18 protein-coding genes and 3 pseudogenes are annotated in these 24,049 nt (G+C 62.8%); 7 read left to right on the top strand and 14 right to left on the bottom strand.

What is annotated here, in order from left to right:
• Positions 1-92, bottom strand: a pseudogene (locus AC1RQK_RS37000) (hydrolase); the annotation flags it as partial.
• Between the two features lie 337 nt (positions 93-429).
• On the opposite strand from AC1RQK_RS37000, the gene AC1RQK_RS36995 reads away from it, so the two are divergent.
• Positions 430-1,122 (top strand): NnrU family protein, encoded by a 693-nt coding sequence (locus tag AC1RQK_RS36995; protein ID WP_492814376.1) that lies wholly within the window; start codon positions 430-432, stop codon positions 1,120-1,122.
• A gap of 221 nt (positions 1,123-1,343) precedes the next feature.
• Here AC1RQK_RS36995 and AC1RQK_RS36990 read toward each other — a convergent pair whose 3' ends face one another.
• From AC1RQK_RS36990 to AC1RQK_RS36975, 4 genes are all read right to left on the bottom strand, one after another.
• Complete coding sequence (locus AC1RQK_RS36990) at positions 1,344-2,345, bottom strand: Bug family tripartite tricarboxylate transporter substrate binding protein (RefSeq protein ID WP_492814373.1); 1,002 nt, start codon at positions 2,343-2,345, stop codon at positions 1,344-1,346.
• A gap of 83 nt (positions 2,346-2,428) precedes the next feature.
• Positions 2,429-3,595, bottom strand: coding sequence for an acyl-CoA dehydrogenase family protein (locus tag AC1RQK_RS36985; protein ID WP_492814371.1), 1,167 nt, complete (start codon positions 3,593-3,595; stop codon positions 2,429-2,431).
• 31 nt (positions 3,596-3,626) lie between these two features.
• Positions 3,627-4,835, bottom strand: coding sequence for a CaiB/BaiF CoA transferase family protein (locus tag AC1RQK_RS36980; RefSeq protein ID WP_492814369.1), 1,209 nt, complete (start codon positions 4,833-4,835; stop codon positions 3,627-3,629).
• Positions 4,836-4,844: 9 nt separating this feature from the next.
• Positions 4,845-5,621 carry an enoyl-CoA hydratase/isomerase family protein gene (locus AC1RQK_RS36975; RefSeq protein WP_492375750.1) on the bottom strand — a complete coding sequence of 259 codons (777 nt, stop codon included), beginning with the start codon at positions 5,619-5,621 and terminating at the stop codon, positions 4,845-4,847.
• A 132-nt stretch (positions 5,622-5,753) separates the two neighbouring features.
• On the opposite strand from AC1RQK_RS36975, the gene AC1RQK_RS36970 reads away from it, so the two are divergent.
• The gene (locus AC1RQK_RS36970) at positions 5,754-6,650 is read left to right on the top strand and encodes an IclR family transcriptional regulator (RefSeq protein ID WP_492814367.1); all 897 of its coding nucleotides are present in this window, start codon (positions 5,754-5,756) and stop codon (positions 6,648-6,650) included.
• A gap of 164 nt (positions 6,651-6,814) precedes the next feature.
• On the opposite strand, the gene AC1RQK_RS36965 is transcribed toward AC1RQK_RS36970, so the two are convergent.
• Positions 6,815-7,906, bottom strand: coding sequence for a branched-chain amino acid aminotransferase (locus AC1RQK_RS36965; protein WP_492375752.1), 1,092 nt, complete (start codon positions 7,904-7,906; stop codon positions 6,815-6,817).
• Between the two features lie 252 nt (positions 7,907-8,158).
• Positions 8,159-9,301, bottom strand: a complete 1,143-nt coding sequence (locus AC1RQK_RS36960) for a GGDEF domain-containing protein (protein ID WP_492814365.1) — start codon at positions 9,299-9,301, stop codon at positions 8,159-8,161.
• A gap of 145 nt (positions 9,302-9,446) precedes the next feature.
• On the opposite strand from AC1RQK_RS36960, the gene AC1RQK_RS36955 reads away from it, so the two are divergent.
• Entirely contained in the window at positions 9,447-10,310 is an 864-nt protein-coding gene (locus AC1RQK_RS36955; protein ID WP_492814363.1) for a ParB N-terminal domain-containing protein, read from the top strand.
• A 126-nt stretch (positions 10,311-10,436) separates the two neighbouring features.
• On the opposite strand, the gene AC1RQK_RS36950 is transcribed toward AC1RQK_RS36955, so the two are convergent.
• Entirely contained in the window at positions 10,437-12,848 is a 2,412-nt protein-coding gene (locus AC1RQK_RS36950; protein WP_492387155.1) for an acylase, read from the bottom strand.
• A gap of 182 nt (positions 12,849-13,030) precedes the next feature.
• Between AC1RQK_RS36950 and AC1RQK_RS36945 the strand changes: the two genes are divergently transcribed.
• Complete coding sequence (locus AC1RQK_RS36945) at positions 13,031-14,047, top strand: GlxA family transcriptional regulator (RefSeq protein ID WP_492374922.1); 1,017 nt, start codon at positions 13,031-13,033, stop codon at positions 14,045-14,047.
• 242 nt (positions 14,048-14,289) lie between these two features.
• Here the strand turns inward: AC1RQK_RS36945 and AC1RQK_RS36940 are convergent, their stop codons facing one another.
• Both AC1RQK_RS36940 and AC1RQK_RS36935 read right to left on the bottom strand, forming a co-directional pair.
• Positions 14,290-14,613, bottom strand: a complete 324-nt coding sequence (locus AC1RQK_RS36940; RefSeq protein WP_492374921.1) for a hypothetical protein — start codon at positions 14,611-14,613, stop codon at positions 14,290-14,292.
• Positions 14,614-14,765: 152 nt separating this feature from the next.
• The gene (locus AC1RQK_RS36935; RefSeq protein WP_492814360.1) at positions 14,766-15,638 is read right to left on the bottom strand and encodes a LysR family transcriptional regulator; all 873 of its coding nucleotides are present in this window, start codon (positions 15,636-15,638) and stop codon (positions 14,766-14,768) included.
• Between the two features lie 105 nt (positions 15,639-15,743).
• Between AC1RQK_RS36935 and AC1RQK_RS36930 the strand changes: the two genes are divergently transcribed.
• Positions 15,744-16,817 (top strand): alkene reductase, encoded by a 1,074-nt coding sequence (locus AC1RQK_RS36930; RefSeq protein WP_492814358.1) that lies wholly within the window; start codon positions 15,744-15,746, stop codon positions 16,815-16,817.
• A 202-nt stretch (positions 16,818-17,019) separates the two neighbouring features.
• Here AC1RQK_RS36930 and AC1RQK_RS36925 read toward each other — a convergent pair whose 3' ends face one another.
• Both AC1RQK_RS36925 and AC1RQK_RS36920 read right to left on the bottom strand, forming a co-directional pair.
• A complete protein-coding gene (locus AC1RQK_RS36925) occupies positions 17,020-17,526 on the bottom strand; it encodes a GNAT family N-acetyltransferase (RefSeq protein WP_492814380.1) in 507 nt (168 codons plus the stop codon).
• Between the two features lie 92 nt (positions 17,527-17,618).
• A pseudogene (locus tag AC1RQK_RS36920) lies at positions 17,619-18,474 on the bottom strand (IS5 family transposase).
• Positions 18,475-18,829: 355 nt separating this feature from the next.
• Here AC1RQK_RS36920 and AC1RQK_RS36915 point away from each other — a divergent pair.
• Positions 18,830-19,771 carry a LysR substrate-binding domain-containing protein gene (locus AC1RQK_RS36915; protein WP_492814356.1) on the top strand — a complete coding sequence of 314 codons (942 nt, stop codon included), beginning with the start codon at positions 18,830-18,832 and terminating at the stop codon, positions 19,769-19,771.
• A gap of 35 nt (positions 19,772-19,806) precedes the next feature.
• Here AC1RQK_RS36915 and AC1RQK_RS36910 read toward each other — a convergent pair whose 3' ends face one another.
• Entirely contained in the window at positions 19,807-21,051 is a 1,245-nt protein-coding gene (locus tag AC1RQK_RS36910; protein ID WP_492814378.1) for a sensor histidine kinase, read from the bottom strand.
• A 470-nt stretch (positions 21,052-21,521) separates the two neighbouring features.
• Between AC1RQK_RS36910 and AC1RQK_RS36905 the strand changes: the two are divergent.
• Positions 21,522-21,816 (top strand): annotated as a pseudogene (locus tag AC1RQK_RS36905) (transposase); the annotation flags it as partial.
• A gap of 982 nt (positions 21,817-22,798) precedes the next feature.
• On the opposite strand, the gene AC1RQK_RS36900 reads toward AC1RQK_RS36905, so the two are convergent.
• Positions 22,799-24,001 (bottom strand): MFS transporter, encoded by a 1,203-nt coding sequence (locus AC1RQK_RS36900; RefSeq protein ID WP_492374917.1) that lies wholly within the window; start codon positions 23,999-24,001, stop codon positions 22,799-22,801.
• Positions 24,002-24,049 lie beyond the last annotated feature (48 nt).

Below are 24,049 nucleotides of genomic sequence, written 5' to 3'. Positions count from 1 at the left end.
GACTGCACGCCGAAGGCCATCTGCGGCTGGTGGTCGATGAAGATCAGCTGGCTGTTTTGCGGGGTCAGGACTTCGAGCTTGGCGTTGGTCATGATTTCTCTCCTTGGCTATTTGGCTATCTGGTTGAATTATTTAGAACGTCGTCTTTGGCGTCGATCCGTCCATGGGTTGAACTTTATGGCAGCGTCGGCTGACGATGTGATGAGTTAGTCGGATAACTTGTTCAATTTTATTGATTGATATTTAATGGGAGTAGGAAGCAGCCAAACGGTGGGGTGGCCGCGTTGGCTTTCGCGACACCCAAGTAGTAATCTTCAATACTGGCTGCCGCATAGGGAACAAAGGCAAAATGCCCGACTGCTCGATGGCGGCTTGAATTGCGATGGGGCAATACGGTCAGCCAACGATATGACTTGAGGAGCCGGGCCAATGGGAAGCACCAACGCAGTTGCGGTGGCGGCAGTCGCCTTCGTGGGCAGCCACTTTCTCTTGTCCCATCCGCTGCGCAGGGGTTTGGTCCGCGCACTTGGCGAAGCCGGGTTCCAGGGCGTTTATTCGCTGATTGCAGTCTTGACGCTCGGCTGGCTGATCCTGGCATACCGAAAGGCGCCCCTGACGGCACCACTATGGCCGGTAGGAAACGGCCTCTGGGCGGCTGTGACCACGGTCATGCTGATCGCGTCGGTCCTCCTGATGGGTTCGCTGATCCGCAACCCGGCGCTTCCCACCGGCGGTCGGCTCGGCGCGCTCCCGGAAGCAGCGCGCGGCGTGTTCGCGGTGACGCGCCACCCAATGATGTGGTCGTTCGCACTTTGGGGGCTGTGCCACATCGCGGTGTTTCCGGTGGCCAAGAACATCATGATCGCAGCGGCTATGGTCATCCTCGCGCTCGTCGGCGCCGCGCTGCAGGACCGGAAAAAGGAGCAGCTCCAGCCCGATCTCTGGCCCGCATGGGAGTCCAAGACGAGTTATCTGCCGTTCGCGGCGATTGCCGCTGGCCGTGCGCGGCTCGGCGGGTTCGGCTTGCACGCGCTTTTGGGCGGCCTCGTCGTCTGGCTCGCAGCAACCTGGGCACATATCCCGCTCGCCGGTTGGGCCGCGGGCATCTGGCGCTGGCTGTAGCTGTAGCGTCAGGCGTCCAGATACACCCGCATCAGCGCCTCGAACCACTCCACGAACACCGCCAGCCCTCGCGAAGACCGCTATCGGGCCGCCCCGGGGCTACGCGCGTCGTCAAAGTTGTGAAGGCTTAAGCTTTTGCCTCGGAATCCGGAGGGAGAGGGCGGCGCGGGGAGGAAGCGAATGGGGCATGATCCCCCTCCGCTCCGCCCCGCGCTCTCTTTTTACTGCAGCTCGATCTTCGCGATCGCTGCCAGCCGCTTCCAGCGCGCTATCTCGTCCTTCTGGTAGTCGCGAAGTTCTGCCGGCGTGGACAGGATCAGCGAGGTGGACTGGCGCTGGTAGTACTCCTTGACGTCGTCGGCGGCGCCGGCCTGGGCAAACAGTTCGCCAAGGCGTTGTGCAATGGGCGCAGGTGTCTTGGCGGAGACCGCCGCTGCCACCCAGTTGTAGGCCAGGAAGTCCGGCACGCCGGCTTCGGCCGCGCTCGGCACGCCCGGCAGTAGCGGCGAACGCTGGGGCGCGGTGTAAGCCAGCGCGCGCACCTTGCCGCCCTTGACCAGCTCAATCGCGCCGCTGGCATCCACCACGGCGAAGTCCACGTTGGCGGCCATCACGCCGTTGATCGCGTCGCCCGCGCCCTTGTAGGGCACGGCAGTGGTCTTCATGCGGCTTTGCTCGTTCAGCCATTCGCTGTACAGCGTGTACGACACCGAGCCGGTGCCGTAGTTGAGCGCGCCGGGCCGCTTGCGCGCGTCCTCCACCAGCGCCTTGAGCGTGTGGTACGGCGAGCTGGCGGGCACGATGATCAGGCATGGCCCACGCGAGAGCAGCGTGATGGGCGTGAAGTCGGTCAGCGGATCGTAAGGCAGCTTGCGAAAGGTGGCGGCATTGGTGGACAACGTGGAGTTGCTGCCGATAAACACCGTGTAGCCGTCGGCCGGCGCGCTGAGCAGCGTCTGCACGCCGATAAAGCCGTTGCCACCCGGCTTGTTCTCCACCACCACGCCCTGCCCCGTCAGCTCGCCGATCTTCTTGGCGAACATGCGGGCGGTCATGTCGGTACCGCTGCCGGACGGGAATGGCACGATAAAGCGGATCGGCCGGGTGGGAAATGCCTGCGGCTGCGCCAGCGCGGCGAACGGCGCGCCTGCCAGGCTCGCTGTAAGGACGGTCCCAGCCAGGACAGCGAAGCGGCGCCGGGAACAGTTCACGGTTCGGGTCATGTTGTCTCCTTGGTCTTGCGCCTGGCAGTGGGTTCCGCCAGTGCGGGTGCGTCAGTGATTCCGTGGTTCGCTTTGGCGGCGGGCTAACGCTTGAGGCCAAGCAGATCCCGCGCGATAACCCATCGGTGCACTTCGGACGGGCCTTCGTAGATGCGCATCAACCGCGTCTCGTTGGCCATCTGCTGCAACGGCATTTCCTTGGTCATGCCCATCGCGCCAAAGGCCTGCATGGCGTGGTCGATCACGTCCCAGGCCATCTCGGTGGCGAATACCTTGATCATCGAGACCTGGGTACGCGCCTCGTCGCCGGCGTCAATGCGCGCCGCGGCCTCGTATGTCATCAGGCGACAGGCGTGGATGCGGGTGGCGGCATCGGCCACCCACCACTGGATTGCCTGCCGGTCCGCCAGCGCGGCGCCGAAGGTGCGGCGCTGCGGCGCGTACTCGCACAGCATGTCAAGCGCGCGCTGGGCGCGGCCAATGCACCAGGCCGCCATCTGCACGCGCCGGCTGGACAGCCGTGCCTGCATCGGCGCGAAGCCCTGGCCTTCCACGCCCAGCAGCTGCGTGTGCGCGACGCGGCAGTCCTCCAGCACCACCTCGTAGGTGGAGGCGCCGCCGATCATGGGGATGCGCCGTTCTACCTTGAAGCCGGGCGTGCCACGGTCGACCAGAAAAGCGGAGACGCCGCCGCGGGCGCCGCGCGCCTTGTCGGTCACGGCCATCACGATGGTCCAGTCGGCGCGGGCAGCGCGGCTGATCCAGATCTTGCGGCCGTTGAGCACCCAGTCGTCACCGTCGCGTTCGGCGCGGGTGGTCATCATGGCCGGGTCGCCGCCGGCGCCGGGCTCGGAAATAGCGATGGCGGAGATGGTCTCGCCGCGCGCGTACGGTTCCAGGTAGCGCGCACGCTGGGCCGCGTCGGCGGTCTTGAGCAGCATGCGCAGGTTCGGCGAATCGGGCGGCAGGTCGTAGGGTGTGACGGTCTTGCCCAGTTCCTCGTTGACGCCGACCATGGCCACCACTGGCAGGTCGGCACCGCCCATCTCGGCCGGCGCATCCAGGCCCCACAGGCCCAGCTCACGCGAGAGTGCGTCCAGCTTGTCCTGCTCCTGCGCCAGCAGCGTGAGCTGGCCGCCCTCTGCCTCGCGGGCCAGCACGCCCGCTTCAAGCGGGATCAACTGCTCGCGCACAAAGCGCGCCACCAGATCCTTGAGCATCTGGTGCTCTTCTTCCAGTGCGAAGTTCATGCAATGTCTCCTTTATTGTTTGCGTCCCGCTTCAGGCGGCGTTCCGGCCGCCCGTCACCCGGGCGATGTCTTCAGGGGCTAGCCCGGCTTCGCGCAACACTTCATCGGTGTGCTCGCCCAGCGTGGGCGCGTGGCGGCGCAACGACAGCGGTGTGGCGGAGAAGCGCGTCGTGGGCCGCATTTCGCGCAACGGGCCCTCGGTGGGATGCTCGGTCTGCTGGAACAGCCCGACCGCCTCCAGGTGGGGATGCGCCAGCAATTCGTCCGGCGCATAGATCGGCGTGGCGGGGATATCCAGCGTCTCGAACAGCGCCATCCACGCCTTTGTGGTCCGGGTCGGCGTGATTTCCGCGAGGTGCTGGTACAGCGCGCGGATATGGGCGTTGCGCTGCGCGCGGCTGGCGATGTTGTACTTGTCACCCAGGTCATCGCGGCCCACGGCGTGGAAAAAGGCTTTCCAGTGGCGGTCCGTGTACGGTAGTGCGCAGATCCAGCCGTCCGCAGTCTGCGCCGGCCGCCGCCCTCCCTGCAGCAGGCGCGCATAGCCGGGCGCGCCGGTGGCGGGCTCGAAGGTCAACCCCGCCAGGTGCTCGGCCATCACGAAGCTGGCCATGGTTTCCAGCATCGGTACCTCCACCGCTTGCCCGCTGCCGTGGCGCTCGCGGTGCAGCAGCGCGGCCATCACCGCGTTGGCCAGCGCCATCCCGGTGGTCTTGTCGGCAATCAGGCTAGGCACGTACTCGGGCCGGCTGCCGGCGACGCAGCCCAGCGACACCAGCCCGCAAGCGGCCTGGATGATGTCGTCGAAGGCCGGTTTGTCACGGTGCGGGCCGTCCTGGCCAAAGCCGGTGGCCACGCAGTAGACGATGCGCGGGTTCAACGCTGCCACCGCAGCGTAGCCAAAGCCCAGCCGCTCGATGGCGGCCACGCGCATATTGTGGATCAGCACATCGGCGCCGGCGATCAGGCGGCGCAGCGCCGCAGCGCCTGCAGGCGTCTTCAGGTCCAGCACCACCGAGCGCTTGTTGCGGTTGAGCGCCAGGTAGATCGAACTCATGCCGGCGTTGCGCGATACGCCGTTGGCGCGCATGAGGTCGCCTTCCGGCCCTTCGACCTTGATGACGTCCGCGCCCAGGTCGGCCAGAGATTGCGTGGCCAGAGGGCCCAGCACCACCGAAGTCAGGTCGAGTACGCGAATTCCCTCGAGCGGGCCGGCGCAGACGGGTTTCTCATGTTGCATACGGCCCCCTCAGCGGCGCTGGAACACGGGCGCGCGGCGCTCGGCCATCGCCGCCACGCCTTCGCGGAAATCCGCGGTGGCGAACTGCACGCGCTGGATGGCCAGTTCACGCTGGTTGGCCTCCACGATGCGGTCGGCCAGGCCCAGGCGCAGCGTCTCGCGTGTGCTTTCCACGGCCAGTGGCGCCGAGGCCGCGATATCGTGCGCGAGCGCCAGCGCGCGGGCACGCACCTCGGCCTGCGCCACCAGTTCGTCGGCCAGCCCGATGCGCACCGCTTCTTCGCCGTCGAGGCGCCTGCCCGTATACAACAGCAGCGCGGCCTGCTGCTCGCCGACCAGGCGTGGCAGCGTCACGCTCATCCCAAAGCCGGGATGGAAGCCGAGCCTGTTGAAGCTGGCGCTAAAGCGCGCTTCGCGGCATGTGATGCGAAAGTCCGCCACCAGCGCCAGTCCCAGCCCCGCGCCGATCGCGGCGCCCGCAACCGCGGCCACGATGGGCTTGCGGTTGCGGTACAGCTTCATGGCCTGTGCGTAGAAGGCCGATGGGTCGCGCGAGACACTGCCCTGGTCGGTGCCGCTGAAATCGGCCCCGGCGCAGAAGGCGCCTACGCCGGAAGACAGCACGATGGCGCGACAGCTGTCGTCCTCGTCGAGTTGCAGCAACGCTTCGGCCAGCCGGCGCATGACATCGGCGTCGACAAAGTTATGGGGCGGGCGGGAGATCTCGATCTGCGCAACATGCTGGTCGCGTGTCAGGACGATTTCGGGGGTGGATGCCGAGGTCATGGCGAAGGGCTCCGGGAAGTGGAAAGGCACCCAGTATTCGCCGATGCGGATTCCCGCGCTACACTACAATTTCGAATACCGAAATTACTTGCAGCGCCCCGATGCTGGATTGGCGGGCCTGCGGCCAACTACATGCCTGATCCGCACCCCCATTCCGACCCCGGTTCCGCCCCGGCTTCCCACCCGGATTCCCGCGTCAAACCGCCTTCGAGCCGCGAACTCACGCACAGTACGGGCCGGTTCACGCGGCAGACCGAAGGCAGTCAGTCGCTCGAACGTGGCCTGATGCTGCTGCGCGCGTTCCGCGTCGGCTCTTCCAGCCTGACCAATGCGGACCTGGCAGCGCGCACCGGCCTGCCGCGCCCCACTGTCAGCCGCCTCACGCGCTCGCTGGTGGACAGCGGCTTCCTGTGCTACGACGCCACCGAGCGCGCCTATCGGCTGGCGGCCGTGGTGGTGAGCCTGGCGGACGCCTTCCACCACGCCACCACGGTGCCCGATATCGCCCTGCCGCTGATGCGCAAGATCGCCGAGGCGGAAAAGGTCAATGTCGGCCTGGCCGTGCCCGACCAGACCGCCATGGTCTACCTGGCCGCGGTGCGCCACAGCCGCGACAGCGTATCGCGCACCCGGCGCGTAGCGCCCGGCACGCGCGTTCCCATGGAACTGACCTCGATCGGCATGGCATGGCTGGCCGCGGTGCCGGCCGGCGTGCGCGACCATTTCCTCGCACGGATCGAGGAGAAGGCCGGCGACGAATGGCCGGCCTTGCACAAGGAACTGTCGCGTGGCATTGCCCAGGCCCAGGCGCAAGGCTATTGCAGCACCAACTACCAGCCCGGCCACCTGACCGCCGTGGGCGCGGCGTTCCGCGGGCCGGACCACCAGTGGTACGGGCTCAATATCAGCTTCCCGCACAAACCCAGCGAAAAGCCGCGTGATGTGGCCCGCTATGCGCCGCTGCTGCTCGGTCTGATCGAGAAGATCAGCGCGTCATGCGGGGTGGAGGACGGCGTGGAGTCAGCATGACGGCCGGCGGCTAGCGCGGGGCCAGCCTTCTTGCCCATCAGGGGAGTCATACTGATTGTTTCAAAATGAAGCGAAGCGGTTCTGGCTAGGCGCGCGGCCGCGGACAGTACATGTGGTACGGCCAAGGCCGCGCAATAACGCCAGGATCTTTTTGAAATGGCCTCTTACAAACCGACGTGATGGACCCAGCCGGCCGGGCCAGCGGCCTGGTTGCGCTGAATCTCCACCAGCCGCTCCCTTAGCACCTTGACAGTGTTGCCAGCGGCGCCGTTCCCGATCGCGAAGCGCGTCCGCGCGGAGCGCACTTCGCCAATGGCCACCAGCGTCGCCGCCGTTCCGCAAACGAAGGCCTCGGCCAGGTGTCCGCTTTGGGCATCCGCCTCCCACTCGGGGTACGAATACCGGCGCTCTTCCACCACCATGCCCATCTCCCTGGCCAGCTCGATCACCGAAGCCCGGGTGATGCCCGGAAGAATCGAGCCGCTAAGGGGCGGCGTGACCAGAGTGCCGTCGTCCATCACGAAGAAGATGTTCATGCCACCGAGTTCCTCCACCCAGCGGTGCTCGGCGGCATCCAGGAAGACCACCTGGTCGCATCCGTTCGCAGTGGCCTCGCTCTGCGCGACCAGGCTGCCGGCATAGTTGCCACCGCACTTCGCCTCGCCGGTGCCGCCGGGCGCGGCGCGCGTGTAGTTCTCGGATACCCAGACGGAGACGGCCTTGTCTCCGCCCTTGAAGTACGGGCCCACCGGGCAGGCAATCACGCAGAAAATGAACTCGGAGGCTGGCTTGATGCCGAGGAACACCTCGTTGGCAAACATGAAGGGACGCAGGTAGAGGCTGCCCGAGCCATGCGGCACCCAGGCCTGGTCGATCCGCACCAGTTGCTCGATCGCTTCCAAAAAGAGCGATTCGGGCAACGCCGGCATGGCCATGCGCTTGGCCGACGCCTGGAAGCGGCGCGCGTTCTCGAGCGGGCGGAACAGCGTCACGGCGCCATCCGCGCCGCGATAGGCCTTCATGCCCTCGAAGATCTCCTGGCCATAGTGGAGTACCGAGCACGCCGGATCGATCGAGAACGGCTTGCGGGCAGTGACCTTGGCGTCCTGCCAACCCTGTCCTTCACGCCAGGTGATCGTCACCATATGGTCGGTGAAGACGCGGCCGAACGCGGGGTCGCGCATCAGTGCATCCCGCGTGGCCGCGTCGAGCGCGTTCGGGTTGGGTTCGAGGCTGAAAATGGTTTGTTGCGTCATGAGCGCGCGTCTTCCTTCGCTGGCGTTGGGGATTGGCAGCAGGGCGAACACCCCTGTCTGCCGCCGGCATGGCACGTGGTTCTACGTGAAATCCGAGGGTATCGATGATCGCATGCTGGCGCCCAGTTTGTCTTCAATGACAAGGATTGACCTTCGCTCCGGACATTGCTTAGCCGCTACAACAAACCAATTGCCGCACAAAGGTTATGTTAAATCGTTGATTTGAGACGGTAAGCCAATTGAGACAGCCTCTTAGCCTGCCTCAACACGATTGCGTCCTTCAGCCTTGGCGCGATACAGCGCCGAATCGGCCCGTGCCAGCAATTCGTCAAGGGTCGCTTCCCCGGCCTCGATGCTGGCCAACCCCAGGCTTGCCGTGCAGGCGGGCTGCCCGGCGATGGCCGATTGCTGCTCGACTGCCTGGCGCACGCGCTCGGCCATGGCAAGCGCGGTCTCCATGCCGGTCTGCGGCAGCAGCACGACAAACTCTTCGCCGCCGAAGCGGCCAAGATGGTCCGTGTGGCGCAGTGCCCGCCCTACGATTTGTGCGAAATGCGCCAGCACGCGGTCACCCACCAGGTGTCCGTGCTGGTCGTTGATGCGCTTGAAGTGGTCGATATCCATCAGCAGCAACGACAGTGGCTGCCCGCCGCGCCGGTTCTTCAGTTCACTACTACCTGCGTGCAGCACAGCGCGTCGACTCAATATTCCCGTCAGGTCGTCGCGTTGCGCCAGGTACTCGAACTGCGCACGTAACCGCTCGCTCACAGTCAAAAGCAGTCCAAGGCAGACGAAGAGCGACGCGAAGCAATACGCTGCAATGTACGCGGTCTGAATAGCCGAAGGGGAAAACCGCGAAGTATCGACGGCATCCTGGAAAAGCGTCGTCGCTGCCCGCATGAGCAAGGCCAGCCCCTGGAAAGCGAGGACAACTGCCATGAAACGCGGGGCAAAACCCCGGCCGTGCTGCCAGGTCAGTCGCGCATGGGTCAGGCATATTGCCGCTAACACCGAGGTAAGCAGCAACACGCGGATCCGGTAGTCGGGATGGACCAGCAGGAACCAGGTAATGCCAGCCAGGCAGCCAACACCCAGGGCGAGCCAGCGTTTCCAGCTACAGAGCACCCCGTAGAAGCGCTGGCTGCCGAAGTAGAACAAGGCGCAGCCCGAAAGCAGCAGCGCGTTACCGCCAAGTGCGACGAGCACGGCCGGCCAATGCCCGTCCATCGCATAGAAGGCGGTGGAAAGCGCGCAAAGCACCGGTGCCAGCGCCCAGGGTAGCAACCCTTTGGTGGAGGCAGGATAGGCGCGGCGAAAAGCCAGCAGGACGATGCCCAGGGCGATATTGATCATCCCCGTCATCGCCGTCATGGAGCGCAGGTCCAGGTTTAGCATGGGTCGGCCGTGGAGAAACGATCTGTGCACATGGCACCGTGCACACATTGTACTGGCGGTTAGCCACCGCCCGGCCGCCAAGCCGGCCGTCGCCTGGTAAGGCAGGCAGTGTGTACACTACTGCCCTACCTTTTTCGCTTGACCCATGACGATCACTATCAACGAAGACCTCCGTGCCTATATCGATCCACTTACAGACGACGAATACGCGGCGCTAGAACGCAGCCTACTCTCCGAAGGGTGCCGCGATGCACTGGTGCTGTGGGGCGATCTCCTGGTGGATGGACACAACCGCTACAGCATCTGCCAGAAGCACGGAGTCCCTTTCAATACGGTACAAAACCAGACGTTCCAGTCCATGGAGGATGTTCACCTGTGGATGATCGACAATCACCTCGGGCGGCGCAGCGTATCGGATTTCCAACGCGGTGTACTCGCATTGCGGAAGAAGGAAATCGTATCCGCGCGTCTGGCACAAGCCCAAGCCCAAGCGCAGGCCCAGCCGGGTTCTGCAAAGCCTGCCGGGGCTGAAGTCGCCATGCAATCCGGGGCCGATACCGTGTTGACTCGCGAGGCGGTTGCGCGCACGGCGCGGGTGAGCAGTGCGACGCTTGGTCAGATCGAAAAAATCCAGAAGACCGCTGCGCCCGAGTTGGTCAGCGCGGTAAAAGCGGGCGTGATTTCCATCAATGCTGCGGCTGCCGTAGCCTCCTTGCCTGGCGAGAAGCAGGTAGCGGCGGTTGCCGGGGGCAAGAAGGAACTGCGCCAGGTGGCCAGACAGGTGCGCGAGGCCCGCGTGCCACCCAAGCCTGAACCGGCGCCCCCACCCAGCGACGCCACCCCCGACCAACTGGCAATTCATCGTCTGACGCAATTGGTGACACAGCTCACCGAAGAGCGCGATCAGTTGAAAAAGAAGGTGCAGCACTTGACGGTTGCACTCGCAGAGGCCCGCGGCGGGCAATCGACTGAGGCACACTTGTCTGGTGAGCGGGCACGCGTGTCCTAGCGCAAGCACTACTTGCGCTCGTCGAGAGCGCGCCGGTGTAGTGCTGCTCACCAGAACCGAAAGGCCCGTGATGATCGCCTATCGATGGCGGAGCGGGGCGGCGGCCCCGCTCCCAACGCCGCCGGCTTACTGGCTCAGCCGCGTTACCTTCAACTGCGGGTCCGCCGCAATGGCTTGCTCGCTGAACGGCAGCCGCACCCATCGCTTGGCGGAGTACTCCGCCATCTGGTCAAAGGCGTGCGGCGACTGCTGATCTACGGACTGGCCGTACACCAGCAGCGCCTCGGCGACCGGCCCTTGCTCGTCAAAGCCTACGGTCTGCACGTAGCTGGTCCCAAAGTAGACCTGCAGACCCTTGTCCGACACGGGGGTGCTTTGCAGCTTGTTGAGCACGCCTTCATATTCCTCGCCGCCGTGCAAGGCGATGCGGCCAGTCGGTGCCGTGGCGGCCTGCACCTGGCCCAGCGGCGCATCCAGCGCAAAGCCGGCAGTGCGCATGGCCTGCACGGCGTCCTTCAGTGCCTTGAAGACCTCGGTGCGCACAGACGCATCGCGCATGCGCAGTCCGCGTGGCGTGTTGACCGGATCGGTGGGGGTGAACTCGATGGCGTAGACCTTGGGGATCTTGCTGGCGCGCATCCAGAACTCGCGGAACAGCGGTGCGGCACGACTGTCGAGGTTGCTGTGGCGGTCCCACTTGCGCAGCGCCGCGCAGCCGTCGCTCAGGTCGGCGTCCTTGGCGCCGCGGCAGGCATCGAGCAGGTCATCCAGCACGAGCTCGCCGGAGAGGTTGCGGTCGCGGAACAGCACGGCCTGCAGGCCGGGTACGTCAAAGCGGTTACCGGGCAGGCCGTCCTCCCCCGCGAGGCGGCGGCCGATTTCCATCAGGCCAACGCGCGTGCGCAGGCGTTGCGCAACTTCAGTGGGACCCAGCACCGGTGAGAAGCCGGTCAGCTTCTGGCTGGGGTTAGACAGCCACGAACTGTCATTGCTGTTGGCGACATAGTCATCGCGTACCAGCACGGGCATGGCGTTGGGGGCCACCAGCCCCGGTACTGGCGACGCCGCGTCCACCGTCCAGTTGCAGCTAGCCCGCGTGCCGTCCAGCAGGACCATGCCGGTGCCCTGCATCAGCTTGGCGGCCAGCGCGGCGCTGTCGCCGGTCGGCGCGCATTGCTTGAGCAAGGCGGCCGATACGTTGGGCGCGACCGATACATCGGCAAACATGGCGCGGCCTTCACGGTCGGTGGCAATCGTGTTGACCCACGGAATGCCCAGGCGGCCAATGGCGGTGCGGATGCCAGCGACGTCGCGCGCGCGGCCGATATCAAGCCAGGTGTCGACCGAACGCGTGTTGTTGCGGTTGGCGTCGCGCAGCGCGTAGGCCTTTTGCGCGGACCACGGCAGGCCGGCCGATGGCATGGACAGCACCGGGCCGTATTCGGTCATGTAGAAGGTGTGCGAGCGCTGCTCGGTACGGCCGTCGGGCAGTTTTGCCGCATAGCTGACGGTGCGTGGGGTCATCTTGCGCGGCGCGCCGTCCACCAGGTAGGTGGTGGGGTCGCCTTCGGCCAGTTTCAGTTCATACAGGGTGAAGCGGCGGGCGGTGGACACGGTGTGCGTCCAGGCCACGTCCTTGTTGAAGCCGATGCTGATGATGGGGAACGAGGCAATGGACGCGCCCATGACGTCCAGCTTGCCCGGTATGGTCAGGTGCGCTTCAAAAAAACGATTGGTGGTGGTCCACGGAAAATGCGGATTTCCCAGCAGCAGGCCGCGCCCATTCGTGGTGGCTTCCTTGCCAAAGGCCCAGCCGTTGCTGCCGATCGGCGGATCCAGCAGCTGCAGGTTGTTGTTGACGGCTTCGAAGTCGATGCTGGCTACGTCCACCGCCCCCGCCTGCTGCGCGGTCTTGGCACTGCCCGCGGCCCCGGGCGGCACGGCGGCGACAATGCCCGCTGCCAGCGCGCCGGCGCTGGCTTGGATGCTCTTCTCCTCGGCCAGGCGGAACAGGTCGATGGCGGTAACGGGCCGCACCCAGTCAGCGTTGCGGCAGCCAGCCGGGCGTTGGGCGGGCGGGGTATCGCGCAGGTAGCGGTTGTAGCCGGCGATATAGCCGCGCAGCAATTCGCGCGCCTCTGGCGAGGCCTGCGCGTAGCCGGCGCGCAGGGCGTCGTCATCGATGATCGCGCGGAAGAATGGATCGGATTCGCTGTTCTTGATGCGCTTGAATGACACCTCGGTACTTTCGTCGGGGCCGAACACGCGCGAGCGATCGCCGCTGACCGTGACGACCTGGTCGGCCATCAGGCAGACGTTGTCCTGCGCGTATGCGTAGCCCATGCCAAAGGCCAGGCTGGCGTAGTCGTTGGCCTTGATATGGGGAATGCCATAGGCGGTGCGGCGGATCTCGGCGTTGAGTCCGCCTTCGCTCCAGTTGGCGCTGTCGCTGCCTGCGGTGGCGCAGCCGCCCAGGGTGGCGACCGCCAGCACGGCGCCGCCAAGTGCGGTCGCGCCGCGCACGATGCGTTGCTTCATTGTGTTGTCTCCTCGTTCTTGTGTCTGTGGGCCCATGGAACGTTGCGCGCCAACCGGCGACGCGCCATGGTGCCGCTGACATGGTCGGGCATCGGGGCCGTGACAGGTAGAGTGGATTCCGCCACAATTGGTGGCATTCCCGCCATCGGGCAGGCAGCTTTCCAACCAAAATCCACCGCGCCATGTCGGACGTCTATCTGCTGTGCTACCCCTCGGCCGTTGTCTCCGCCCTTTCCACCGCGGTCGACATGCTGGACATTGCCAACACGCTGGCCTCCATGCAAAGCCGGCGGCGCGGCACGGCGGCGCCCTTTCGCTGGCGGCTGGCGGTAGCCGAGCCGCAACGCTGGCAGGCGCTGGCCAGCGTGCTGCGCTGCACGTGCGTGCCGCTGGAAGAACTGGCCGGCGCAGGCAAGGACGCCATGGTGGTGATCGCGCCACCGTTGTTTGACCACATCGCCGGGCTTGAACATATGCTGTCGCTATTGGACCGCGAACGCGCCGCCATTGCGGCAGTTGCTACGCGGGGGGCGCTGGTGGTGGCGCCGTTCACGGCAGTAGCACTTCTGGTAGCCATGGATTTGCCGGCACAGCGCAAGCTGGCGGTGCCGTGGCTGATTGCCAACTGGATGCGGCTGAGCGAACCCGCGCGACGATTGCAGGCCGACCAGCCAGTGGTCAAGAGCGGCAACCTGCTCAGTTCCCGCGCCCTGGATCGCATGCATGCGCTGTTGCTGCAGGCGGTGGCGCATACCGCAGGTAACGCCCTGGCCCGCACGCTGGGCAACGCCCTGCTGGACCAGCCCGAGCGCGGCGAGGCAGTCAGCATCTGGCTGAAGACCGGCGATGCCCCGCGCCACAGCGTGGCGCTGCGCGCGCGCCGCTACCTGCAACAGCATCTGGCCGAGCCCTATGACCTGCCCCGGCTGGCGGCGGTGGCGTCCACCAGCGAACGCACGCTGCTGCGGCATTTCATGAAGACGGTGGGCATGTCGCCGCTGCAGTTCCTGCACCGATTGCGGGCTGAGCGCGCCTGCCATCTGCTGGAAGTCTCCACGCTCAGCCTGACCGCCATTGCCGAACAATGCGGCTACCAGGATATGTCCGCCTTCCGCAACCTGGTGCGCCGCCATACGGGCCAGACGCCGGGCGCGCATCGGCGGGCGCATTCGGTGCGCTCGGAATTGCGCGCGGGCTGAATGCCGTGGACAGGCGCCTCAGGCGCACATTTGAGCTCGGCCAGGACCGGACATAATGAAATGGTCAGCCCAGAGGAAATGCGAATCCCGATGCCGACGCGGATATCGGGAAAGCGCTTCGTGCACGGTTGGCGGTTGAACGATGGCGCTTAAGGTGGGGGTTCAACCGGTCCGATCGCCCCGGTCTAGTCCGGCCCTCGGCGCCAAAAAGCCAAGGCAGTGAAACTGATCGGCTAGCAACGCTATGGCACGGCGCGAAATCGCTTCCACGCCTCCGCCTCAAGCTCGCCACAGGAGGAAACAGCCATTCCTCGCTCATCCAGAATCTGGAAAGCTTGCTGATCGCGCCCTATGCTAGACGCGCCATCGAGTCCAAGAAGCAGGCTGTACATGGCGTCTCGCAATACGCCATCGAGCACATTACGAAGCTGCTCAGTCTGGTCCACCGTCAGCGCCATATTCCGAATCTGCGTAGCGATGACACTTTCGCCTTGTTCGCCCATCAAGACGGAAAGGAGGTCGTTTTTGAGGTCTACCCAGTTTCCCACGAATGTAGCTGCATCCATTTTCTTTGCTCGTTTGCAGTAGCCGGGACGCGGTGCGCGGCAGTTTAGTTCGGGCGCAAGCTCAATTCAGCAGGGGCCGGGCCGGCGCGTCACCATTGTAGCCTCCCTTGAACGGCCGAATCTGGTTGTGGCCGTCCGATCCAGCGGCCAAGCTACCGCCCTAAACGCTCGCGAAGGAACTCGATGAAGCGCTGCGTCTTCGCCGGCAACAGACGGGTTTCGGTGATGGCATAAACGAGCATCGGCGTGCCGTGCCATTCCGGCATGATGCGACGCAGCTTTCCGCTGGCCAGTTCATCAGCGACGACTTCCTCCGGCATCAGGACGATGCCCATATCGAGCGTTGCCAGGCGGCGGCTCATGCCAACGCTGTTGAGCGTGAACCGCCCACCCACCGGCACCGTGGCGCTTCGCTTCCCGTCGCGCAACGTCCACGAACCCGCCTTCAGGATGCTCAAGCACTCGTGCCGATCCAGGTCGGCGGGCTTGTTTGGCTCGCCCGATCGTCCAAGGTAGCCGGGCGAGGCGTAGAGGTTAGGCGTAAGCGCGGCCAACGCGCGTGCGATCAGCTGCGAGTTTTCGGACTCCCCCATGCGGATAGCCACATCGAAGGGTTCGCTGACCAGATCGACCCGTCGCGGAGTCAGGTCGAAATCGAAGGTGATGCCGGGATAGAGGCCAGCAAACTCGGCGATCAAGGGCGCCAGGTAGGTGACTGCGAAATCCACCGGCAACGATGCACGCAGCACACCGCTGGGCTGGGCAAGCATGTCGCCGAGCTGCTCGTGTGCCAGCCGGGCTTCATCGACGATGCGTTTGCATCGCTCGAAGTAAATCTGGCCGGCCTCGGTCAATTCGATCTTGCGTGTCGTGCGATGCAGCAGGCGCAGCCCGATCGCTTTCTCCAATGCGCTGATCCGCCGCGATAGTGTCGAGTTCGGCACGCCCATCACCTCCGCGGCACTTCGAAAGCCCTTGGCTTTGACGACCTCCACGAACAAGGCCATGTCGTTCAACAGCTCCATGCTCGTTGCTCCATCAGTGGATCAATGTTCTCCAAATTACCATATTTATCCCGCATGAGAAGCAGGCGATGATTCCTCCATCCACCACTTTCTGAGGATTCCATCATGAGCAAACTGTTCGATCCCGTCCGCGTCGGCCGCCACACCCTGCAAAACCGCCTGGTCATGGCACCAATGACCCGCAGCCGTGCCCAATTCGACGGCACGCCGGGAGAGCTGGCCGCCGAGTATTACGCCCAGCGCGCCAGCGCCGGCCTGATCGTCGCCGAAGGCACCCAACCCTCGGACGATGGACAGGGCTACCTGACCACGCCAGGCATCTACACCAATGCACACGTCGCCGGCTGGAAGAAGACCACTGACGCCGTGCATGCCAAGGGTGGCCACCTCTTCATCCAGCTCATGCACGCCGGGCGCATGTCGCACCCGGACAACACGCCGCATCATCGCCAGGGCGTCGCACCGTCGGCCATTGCGCCGGGCACGCAGATGTTCACTGCCAAGGGCATGCAGGACATCCCCGTGCCGCGTGCGCTGGCCACCGAGCAAGTGCACCAGACCGCTCAGGATTTCCGCCACGCGGCGGGCCGCGCGGTCGAAGCCGGCGCCGATGGCGTCGAGATCCACGCTGCAAACGCCTACCTGATCCAGCAGTTCCTCGCACCGAGCGCGAACACGCGCACCGACGAGTACGGCGGTTCGATCAAGAACCGCGCCCGCTTCGCCCTCGAAGTCGCCGCCGCGATTGCCGAGGAAATCGGCGCAGACAGGACCGCGATTCGCCTGTCGCCCGGCACGACGCTTTGGGGTATCGACGAAGGCGCCGAAGGGCCGGATCTGTACCGCTACCTGGTCGCCGAACTCGACAAGCTGGGCCTGGCCTACCTGCACATCCTGCACCAGGGCAACGAGCCGCTGCTGGCCGACATCCGCAAGCTCTGGAATGGCACGCTGATCCTGAACCGGCCGAGCCGCCCGCGTGACCAGATCGGGGCCGACGTGGCATCGGGGCTGGCCGACCTGGAAGCCTACGGCCAGATGGTTCTTGCGAACCCGGATTTCGTCACCCGGCTGAAGACCAATGCGCCGATGAACGAGGTTCAACACAGTGCTTTCTTCGGCGGCACGGCGCAGGGCTACACCGATTACCCGACCTTGAGCGAAGCCCAAGGAGCCTGAGGCCACCACAATGTGCGCCGACCAACATCGGCGCCCACCAACCCGCCTGGGCGCGTATGCCGCCCTCGGAGTCGTCCCTCGCCGGCCCAACCACACATCGAATGGCGGCTAGCTGATCAAGCCAGCCATGGCAATGGCATTCCAACGTCCCGATGAATGGCCGTAGCCGAAAACGGGAATATCGAAGGCCGCTTCGTTGCGATCATCGCAGCTTCAGAAACATGTGCTGTTCGTCGTAGAACCGCCCATCCACCTGCATTGCGCGAGGTTCGACGCCGAAAGCTGCGAATCCCAATGATTCGTACAATTGCTTGGCCGCCGTGTTTTCCGTATTGACGCACAGATTGCACTGCGCGCTATCCCAGTTCTTTGACGCATGGGCCATCGCGGTATTCAACAGATCCCGCGCGATTCCCTTGCCGCGTTGGTTTGGGTCGACAAATACCCCCCAGATGCTCGCCTTGTGGCTCACCTGCGAGAGCGATTCGCGACGTACGCCAGCGATGCCAACCAGGGTTTCGCAAACAAACGCACCAAAAACAGCCTGCGTAGGCGTCGATTGAATTCGCTCTGCGACTGCACTGGCAGAGCGTGCCTCTTCTTCGACGCGGGTTGGCCAGATTGCCGTGGGAGCGTTTTCGATAGCGTGTAGACGGATTGCCTTGAAGATTGCTGCGTCAGCGGCGGTAAGAAGTCGGATTTTAACCAAGGAGGTGGTCATAAAACCTCAAAAATATGTGTTTTCGTCATTTGAACAATGACGTCTTTATTGAATGCTGCGGTTATAGCCCGCTCGATAATTCAAGGATGGGCATTCTGCGGGGCGATTCTACCTAGCGGCAACCCGCCCATTGCGGTATAGACCATGGCCTCGGACACATCAGGACGCCGCTCGTAGTCCCTGACAAGGCGACGCCAGCGAACCATCCAACCGAAGGTATGTTCCACCACCCAACGCCGAAGTAGCACCGCGAAACCAACTTGATCCTCGTGGCGGCGCACCACCTGCACGACGAAGTCGAGCGTCGCGGCTTTGTCCATCAACGTGCGACGACCGTATGCGCCATCTGCAAACAAATGCTTCAGTCCCGGCCAACGCTTCTTTAGGGCCTCCAGAACCGCCAACGCCCCGGCACTATCTGCGATATCTGCCGGCGTCAAGTTCACCATCAGCAACCGGCCATTCGTATCCACGGCAATATGCCGCTTGCGCCCGACGATCTTCTCTCCCGAGTCGTAGCCGCGCTCTTTGGCGGCTGGCGCTTTTACCGACTGGCTATCCACCACGCCCGCGCTTCGGCAAGCGCTGCCTGCCTTCCAACTCCCTGTCGAGCACCAGCACTACATCATGAAGCGTCTGGAACAGGAACCCCCGCATCAGTCAGCGAAACCACCAGTACACCGTTTGCCAGGCCGGAAAGTCCTTGGGTAGCATGCGCCAGCCACACCCCGAGCGCACCAGGTTTCGCAAGGTGTTGATCACCTCCCGCAGATCGGCCTTCCTTCGCCGCCCTCGCTGTGCGGGCCTCGGCAGCAGTTCCTCCATCGCTGGCCACTCCATGTCCGTCAGATCACTCGGATACCGCTTTGTCTTGGCCGCCATGCTTGCCTGCCGCTCTCGATGTTCTTTTATCCACGTCCGAACGTTAGAACACATCTGCGGCGAATTTTCAAACGGGCGCTTACTGACCCTGGAACCCGACCATTGCCAGCGTGACTACGTCTTATCGCAAAGCCTCGATCGCCTGCGGTTAGAATGCCCCATAAAGCACTAACGAGGTGCCTGCGTTTCCCACTGAACTAATCCCTGCCACAGTGCGCGCCTGGGTCCCCGTGTAAGAGGGCAGACTGTGTCCGGCGAGTCAGGGGGGCCGTCTACGTTGTGACACGCCCCTGCAACTCAGGGTTCGCTTCGCAGGTGGCCCCAGGACCCGTCGCCGCGGACCGTGTGGGAGCGATCTCTACCAGATTACCGTCCTCATATTTACAAATGCGTGTATAGGATGTCAGGAATGAAGACGACGATCGACGAAATGCTTGCCTTTACGGCCGTCGTGGACACGGGCTCAATTACGGCTGCCGCTGAACAGCTAGCTTTGACGGTGTCCGCCACCAGCCGAACATTAAGCCGGCTTGAGGAAAAACTACAGACTACGCTGCTGCGGCGAACCACACGACGACTGGAACTGACGGAGGAAGGGGCGGCGTTCCTGGAACACGCCCGTGCCATCCTGACGAGAGTCGATGAAGCGGAAGAGCAAATGGCGGCGAGACGGATGCGTCCGGTCGGGCGGTTACGGATTGACGCAGCGACACCATATATGGTGCACGCAATCGTACCGCTACTGGAAGGCTTCCGAAGCCAGTATCCGGAAGTAGAGCTGGAGTTGAACACGAACGAGGGCATTATTGATCTGCTTGAGAAGCGAACCGATGTGGCATTTCGTATCGGTCCGCTGAGAGACTCCACGCTGCACGCGCGTCCGATTGGTAGCAGTTCCCTTCGCGTGCTCGCGAGTCCTGACTATCTGAAACGCCACGGCACTCCGACCAAACCGGCGCAACTCGCGCAGCATTCCCTGCTAGGCTTTACACAGCCGGAGTCGCTCAATGAATGGCCGCTGCTCAACCATAACCAAACGATCATGCGCATTGAACCGACAATCGCCTCGTCAAGCGGCGAAGTACTTAGGAATTTGGCCTTGGCTGGTCAGGGCATCGTTTGTCTGGCAGACTTCATGACAAGCGATGATCGACAATGCGGGAGACTGGTTCAGTTATTCACGCAGCAAACACTCGATGCGCGACAGTCGATTAACGCAGTCTACTACCGCAATACGGCATTAGCATCCCGCATTATCTGCTTTGTCGATCACGTGGCCAGAGAGCTTTCTGTAAAATCACAGAACATTTGCCATAATATCGGCGCGAGCAAACTAACACATAAAAAATAATGCAATCAATCTGATTTTTAATGCATTAAATTTAATTAACCCGCAGGGAGAGAAGGTATTGAGAAATTAAAAACCGTTCCCGTCGGATTTCCTGAACTACACCAGAGATGTCCGCCATGTGCTTTGATTATTGAATTGCAGATGATCAGGCCCATGCCAAGTCCATTCTCCTTTGTCGTAAAAAATGGTTCAAACATTCGTTCATTTGCCTGTTGAGTAAGGCCCGCCCCGGAATCCTGTACGGAGACGATGACACCTTTCTTGCCGAAATTCCTCGAACGTATATGGAGGATTCGAGGCCGCTCCGTAATGCCTTTTAGGGCATCCAGAGCGTTCAGCGCCAGATTCAGGATCACTTGCAGTAGCTGGACCTTGTTGCCGCTAACAGGCGGAAGGTCTGGGCTTAGATCGGTCGTGATCGCGATCTGCTCTTCCGAAGATTTTCCTCTAACCAGCGTTAACGTCTCTCCAACGAGATCGTTCATCTGCAAGCGAGCAGGAGCGGATGGCGTTGTTTTCCTGAGAAGATCTCGCATCCCGTCTATGATTGCCGCTGCTCGGATCCCCTGAGAAACAATGCTCCCCAAGGACTCGCGTGTCTCATGGAGATTTGGCGGATCATGATCCAGCCAGCGGATCGCTGCGGCGGCGTTGGTTGTTAGTGCTGCTAGTGGCTGACTGAGTTCATGTGCCAGCGAAGATTGCAGAACGCTCAACGTCATGACTCTTGACGCATGTTCCAGATCGACTTGCGCCTTCCGAAGCGACTTTCGCTGCTGATCTACTTCTTCGATTAGTCTGTAGCTTTCAAGGAGGACTGCCAATAGCTGCGCGAAGAATCTGAGCACTGCGATCTCTTCGGGGACGCGATCTGACGTCGATAGCTGGCACTCAATATAAAGAGAACCGACAATTTTCTCATGCCTGATTAGCGGCAGACAAATAATCCGGCGCGTGCGGTGAATGGATATATAGCGATCGTCTTTAAATGGCGCTACTGATAAAGCATTTGCGAGCACTAGCTCCGCACCCGTGTTCAATACATGGTGGATAACCGACTGAGGAAGTGCGATTTGTTGCGGCGTTGAATCGACAATTTTCGGCGACGGAGAGCCGACGCCCGCCATCACCACTGCAGCTACGCACTGCTCAGTGCCCTGAATGGCTACTACCGCCGCACGCGTCGCACCGGTCAGTTTCAAGCAGGTGTGCAACAGGACGTTTAATATTGCCTGGCTATGCACATCAGATGCCGCTGGCGGAAACGCTGTACACAGCATTGCCAATTTGCTCGCAATACCGATCCGATCACAGTCAGGAATCGGAGAACACGATGGCATCTCGACAAGATCATGTGCGAGGTGCCGGTGCGAGCGGAAGGAGGCTTTAAGGCGAGCAAACTGGTGTCGGCGCCGGGCGCCGAGAGCACTGGGCACCGCGGGCCGATTCTGGCTGCTTCCTGTCAGTGGTTTCATGCTCTTCCTCATACAGCGGCCGACTGGCGGCGCCATAAAAAAGGCGGATTTTCCCTCAGAGGGGGAGTTGCGCAGGCGCCCCCCGGGGCTGGATGACGGATATGCTAGTTGAGCAAGTCGCAAATGATCAAATCAAAACACTATTTACAAGGAATCAAGAATCGATGTCGGTCGCGCAACGTAACGCCAGGGGAAAACCCATTTAGTCCGCGTGGCAGTCATCGTTGAGTGGCTCGTAAGTGTTGTCATGTGTGTGTCCCGGAGATGAGCCAGAGATGAAGCGACAGTTCAGTTTTGCGAAAGCAGAGAAACCACGGCAAGAAGTGCCTGACCCGTCGCCAGCGCCTTCCGAACGAGATGGAACGCGTGGTGGCACGGCGGCGACTGCTGGCGGCGATTGAGCTGCCCTATTCCAAGCGACGATGTGGCCGGCCGCCGATTGGATTGGAACGGATGCGTATTTGCTTCCTGCAGCAGTGGTATGGACTGTCGGACGAAGCACTGGAAGATTCGCTGTACGACAACATAGCGATGTGCACGTTTGCAGGGATAGAGCAAATGACGGAATCTGGCGCGCACTGCAGGCAGGAGCAGATCGCCAAAAGATGAACGTCTCGGCGATTGTGAATGGCGCCTCAAGGTGGGCCGCAGGGATCGCGATCGAGGCGGCAGCGGGACTACGGGACAGGCGGAGTGAGATTGTCTGCCACCAAGGCTGAAAGCCGAAGCGACACAGTGAATTGAAGCCCGCCAACGCCGCCGAGCGGGACAGCAAGGGGAAGATTCCGTTCGCTGAAATGCAAAATCGGAGTACCGATCGCATTGTTCATGACCAGAGCACCTCGTCGGAGTGCTTCCACTCATGCACGATGCGTTGCGTAGAACTCGGTCTTCCGCTTTCGGATCAAGCGGGCTTGATCATATCCCGGGCATATGCGAACCCTGTTCCGTAGCCGCCGCCATGCCCTAGACGCCGACGTCGAGATCACGACTGGCACGCCGAAGGCAACTGCGGTCTTTGCTACCGCCAGGCCGTTACTGCGAAGCAATTGCGGGGCCTGATATCCCGCTGCGAAAGCGAGTCCCGCTTGTTCGTCGACAAGGACGAACGCACATTGAGTTGGTTCGTGCAAAGGTAGTTCCGACATGGGAAGTTGCTCCCGTTTAAGAACGGGATGGCGCCCCCGTAAAGCATCGTGCTCGCGCACAAGGGCATCGCCAGAGGACGACTCAGGCGCCGCTCGCCTCCCGACTTTCCTGGCGCGTTACGACCATAGGAAGGCAATATCATGCCCAACCTTGAGATAGTCTCCAGCCAGCACATCGACATCGCCTCAGCTTCCTGGATGGAGCGTCGCTCATCCTGCATCGCTACGGCCTCCACATGACGCCACTGTGTCGGTGCGGCAGAGTTCAGATGCCTGCGGCGAACTAGCGGGACTTTTGGACTTCGTTCGCCCTCAAGCTCAATTCGCAGGTCAGCGCCATGACATTCAATCTCCGCTCAACGTCTCCCGCATCGATGCGAAACGGACCGCACGCGAGGCATCAGTCATTCCCCTGATACTGCACGTTGTGCGGCCGCACGAACCCCGACGGTCGCGATCAGCGCTGAGCCCGCGCAGAGCATGCCAGCTATCGCCACGCCGTGCCATCCATACCGACCGGCTGCAAACGTCCCAACTGTCGACCCTGCGGCGCCGCCGAGGAAATAGCAAGTCATGAAGATCGTGTTAAGACGCCCGCGCGCCGCCGGAAGCAACGCATATAGCCTTGTCTGGTTCGCGACGAGATTCGCCCGGCTTCCCAGGTCAAGCACGACTATACCGGCGATTAGCCACGCGATTGACCATATCGAGCCAGCGACAAGTCCGAACGCCAGCATCACCAATATTGCGGCCCCGCCGACGACTCGTCGCCCACCGAAGCGATCCGCAATGCGACCGATGGTGGGCGACGCAAACATCCCGACCAGGCCGACAAGCCCGAAGAGCCCGGCCACCTCGCTGCCCCAGCCATAGGGCGGCCCGGCAAGCATCATGGCAAGCGACCCCCACAAGACGTTGAAGGCGCCGAACAAGAGAAAGCCGGTCAGACAGGCCTCGCGCAGAAGCGGCTCTCGTGCGAACAGCTCTACCATTGAACGGAGCAAGCGTACGTATGACAGGTCGCTTTCCGCTCCGGCACGTGGCAAGTGAACCCAGACCATCGCGATCAGGACGAGATCGAGAGCCGCGGCCAACAGGAACATCGAGCGCCAGCCCGCGTGAGCACCGACATAGCCACTGACCGTGCGCGCTAGCAGCGTGCCGGCGAACAGTCCACTCAACAACCGCCCCACCGTCTGTCCTCGTTGCGCGGGGTCTACTTGCCCCGACACTGCAGGAATGATGACCTGCGCACTCATCGCCGTGAGCCCGAGGAGGACACTGGCGGCCAGCAACCAAGGAAGATTCTGGGCGGACGCGCACAACCCAAGCGCGGCCACGTTTGCCAGCAACAGAACGGTAATCAACTTTCGGCGATCGAGTTGATCGCCCAAGGGGCCAAACAGCAGCAAGCCGCTGGCGTAGCCGAGCTGCGTCAGCATGGCGATGGCGCCTTGCGCCTCGGCACCAGCGTCGAAGGCGGCAGCCATCGCTGGAAGCAACGGCTGGCTGTAATACAGGTTCGCCACGGCGAATCCGCACGACGCAGCCAACACCAGCACACTTCGCCCCGACAAGGACGTGCCGTCCTGTGCCCTGTCAATCATCGTTCAAGTCCTCAAAGATACTGGATTGGGAAAATGGTCAACGAGAGT

Source organism: Cupriavidus sp. GW822-FHT02D05, assembly GCF_058802485.1.
This window is presented reverse-complemented; position numbering and strand designations above follow the sequence as displayed.